The organism is Aeromicrobium sp. PFPM2_SD2 (assembly GCF_057364525.1).
On the sequence record NZ_JBNFNZ010000301.1, the window covers coordinates 1 to 3,166 of the forward strand.

The window sequence follows — 3,166 nt, forward strand, 5'->3', positions numbered from 1 at the left end:
GCAGGCCGGCGCCACGTGGCTCGGCGTCGCCACCATCGACGAGGCCCTGGCCCTGCGTCACCAGGGCGACACCGGCGACGTCCTGTGCTGGCTGAGCGCCCCCGGCGGCGACTTCGCGGCGGCCGTCTCGGCCGGCGTGGAGGTCACCGCCAGCTCGGTGGCCCAGCTGGAGGAGATCACGACGGCCGGCACCGCGGTCGGGGTGCGTCCGCGCGTGCAGCTCAAGGTCGACACCGGGCTGTCGCGCAACGGTGCGTACGGCGAGGAGTGGCTGCGGCTGCTCGAGCGCCCGCGCCGCGCGCCGACGCCGGACGGGCCGAGGTCACCGGCGTCTGGTCCCACCTGGCCGCGTCCGAGGAGCCCGAGCACCCCGCGAACGACGCCCAGGAGGGGGCGTTCGCCGAGGCCGTCGCCCAGATGGAGCACGCCGCCTCGAGCCCGGCCTGCGCCACCTGGCCAACTCCGGCGCCATCCTGACCCGGCCGAGCGTGCACCTGGACCTGGTCCGCGCCGGCATCGCGTCCTACGGCTACTCGCCCGACCCGGCGCTGCGCCACGACGTCGACCTGCGTCCGGTCATGACGCTGCGCGCCCGGCTGGCCCAGGTGAAGCGGGTCGCGCCCGGCACGTCGGTGTCGTACGGCTGGACCTGGACGGCCGAGCGCGAGACGACCCTGGGCCTGGTGCCGATCGGCTACGCCGAGGGCATCATGCGGTCGGTCAGCAACCGCGCGTCCCTGCTGCACCGCGGTGTCCGGGTGCCGCTCGTCGGCAAGGTCTGCATGGACCAGCTCGTCGTCGACCTCGGCGACGGCCCGGCCCGGCGCGGCGACACCATCGTCCTGTGGGGCCCCGGTGACGACGGCGAGCCGACCGCGGACGACTGGGCGCGCGACGCCGGGACGATCTCCTACGAGGTGGTCACCCGGCTCGGCGGCCGCATCGTCCGCAGCTACCGGGGGGCCCGCGCATGAGGGGACGCACCAAGGCGCTCGTCGGCAGCGGCGTGGCGTTTCGTCGCGGCCGGCACGGCGGCGACGCTGTTCAGCGAGCGGGTCAGCGCCCGCCGCCACCGCCGCTTCCTGGAGGAGGTCCCGTTCGGCTCGGTGCACGGCGAGTCGCGCTGGGTGACCGCCCGCGACGGCGTCCGGCTGCACGTGGAGGTGGACGAGGCCGACGAGCCGGACGCGCCGACCGTGGTGATGGTCCACGGCTGGACCTGCGACCTGGACACCTGGCACTACCAGCGCCTCGCCCTGCGCGGACGCGCGCGGCTCGTGCTCGTCGACCTGCGCTCGCACGGCGCCTCGGGCCGGGCCCGGGCGGTGCACTCGACCCTGCCGGACCTGGCCGACGACCTCGCCCGGGTGCTCGACGAGGTCGCCCCCACCGGGCCGCTCGTGCTCGTCGGGCACTCGATGGGCGGCATGACGGTCATGCAGCTGGCGGCCGACGACCCCGGCCTGGTCAAGGAGCGGGTCAAGGGTGTCGTGCTCCTCTCGACCAGCGCGGGCGACCTGCTGCGCACCAGCCCCCTGCTGCGCCAGCTCCGTCCGCTGCTGCGGGCCACCACGCCGGCGGTCGACTGGGCCCGCCGCTTCAACAGCTACTCGGTGACGCGGCGCTGGGCGGTCGGCCCGGACGCGGACGAGAAGTACGCCGACATGGCCGATCAGATGATCGGCCGCGCGCGCACGCACGTCATGCTCGACTTCTACCCGGCGTTCGGCGAGCTCGACCTGTACGACGCCCTGCCCGCGCTGGGCACCGCCGAGGTCGTGGTCGTCTGCGGCACCGAGGACCTGCTGACGCCGCCACGCCACGCCCGCCGGCTCGCCGAGGAGATCCCCGGCGCCCGGCTCGAGCTCGTCGACGGGGCGGGCCACATGATCATGTTCGAGGAGCACGCCAGGGTGACCGAGGCCATCGAGACCGTCGTCGACCACGTCGCCGAGGGAGGACGCGCATGACCGGCGCGCTCGACGTCGTCGAGGCCCGGCCCGAGCACGCCGAGGCGATCGCGGACGTCATCCGCCGCTCCTTCGGGGCCCGGCCGGCGCTCGACCCGCCCGCCACCGCGACCGACGAGACGGCCGATCCGTGCGCGCCGCCATCGAGACGTCCGGGGGCCTCATGGCGCTGCGCCGCGGCCGTCCGGTCGGCGCCCTGCTCTACGACGAGTCGCGCCCGGGCTGCTGGGCCTGCGCCGGGTCAGCGTCGACCCCGAGGTGCAGGCGCGCGGCATCGCGTCCGCCCTGGTCGGCGTCGCCGAGGACACCGCCGAGGAGCGCGGCAAGGACGGCGTCTGGATCCACGTCCGCGAGGAGCTGCCGGCCACCGTCCGGTTCTGGCGCCAGCGCCGCTACGAGACCGTCGGGCAGGAGGGGCCGCTGCTCGTCCTGGGCAAGACGCTCTGGCTCTCGCGCGAGCTGCCCGACGCCGACGCGACCCAGCAGTTCGCCCGCACCCTGGCCGGGCTGCTGCAGGCCGGCGACGTGCTGGTCATGACCGGTGGCCTCGGCGCGGGCAAGACGACGTTCACCCAGGGCCTGGGCGACGCGCTGGGCGTCCGCGGTCCGATCACGTCCCCGACGTTCGTCATCGCGCGTCACCACCCCTCGCTCGTCGGCGGCCCGGCGCTCGTCCACGTCGACGCGTACCGGCTCGAGGGCGCCCTGGAGCTGGACGACCTCGACCTGGACACGAGCGTCGAGGAGGCCGTCACCGTGGTGGAGTGGGGCGAGGGCCTGGCCGAGCACCTGTCGGAGAGCTGGCTGGAGGTGCGGCTCGAGCGGCGCCTGCCGCGCGACGACGACCCGCTCGGCACGGCGGTCGGCGAGGACGGCGGCGACGACACCCGCGTCGTGACGGTCCGCCCGCACGGCCCGCGCTGGGTCGGCGTCCCCCTGCGCTCCACCCTCCTGGCCTGACCCACCTCCTCGCTGGGCGTGACGTCGTGCCCGCGACACGCCGGTGCAGGCGTGCAGGACGTCACGCTCAGCGCGAGGGCGAGGGCTCGCGCGACGGTCGGTAGGCTCGGGGCGTGCTGATCCTGGCCCTCGACACCGCGACCCCCGCCATCACCGTGGCCGTCCACGACGGCGAGCGGGTCGTCGGCGAGGCCGCGGCGAGGGCGCCATGGCGCACGGCGAGCTCCTGGCCCCGG

At 75.7% G+C, this 3,166-nt stretch carries 4 protein-coding genes and 1 pseudogene; all 5 read left to right on the forward strand.

Annotated elements, in window-relative coordinates:
• Positions 1-52: 52 nt before the first annotated feature.
• Positions 53-217: pseudogene (locus AC2W7G_RS12470) on the forward strand (alanine racemase); the annotation flags it as partial.
• Positions 218-267: 50 nt separating this feature from the next.
• The gene (locus AC2W7G_RS12475) at positions 268-477 is read left to right on the forward strand and encodes an alanine racemase (protein ID WP_485868725.1); all 210 of its coding nucleotides are present in this window, start codon (positions 268-270) and stop codon (positions 475-477) included.
• An 11-nt stretch (positions 478-488) separates the two neighbouring features.
• Positions 489-974 carry an alanine racemase gene (locus AC2W7G_RS12480; RefSeq protein ID WP_485868726.1) on the forward strand — a complete coding sequence of 162 codons (486 nt, stop codon included), beginning with the start codon at positions 489-491 and terminating at the stop codon, positions 972-974.
• 132 nt (positions 975-1,106) lie between these two features.
• A complete protein-coding gene (locus AC2W7G_RS12485) occupies positions 1,107-1,970 on the forward strand; it encodes an alpha/beta fold hydrolase (RefSeq protein WP_485868723.1) in 864 nt (287 codons plus the stop codon).
• Between the two features lie 258 nt (positions 1,971-2,228).
• Positions 2,229-2,930: a tRNA (adenosine(37)-N6)-threonylcarbamoyltransferase complex ATPase subunit type 1 TsaE gene (tsaE, locus tag AC2W7G_RS12490; protein WP_485868724.1), complete on the forward strand. Its 702-nt coding sequence runs from the start codon at positions 2,229-2,231 to the stop codon at positions 2,928-2,930.
• Positions 2,931-3,166: the final 236 nt, after the last annotated feature.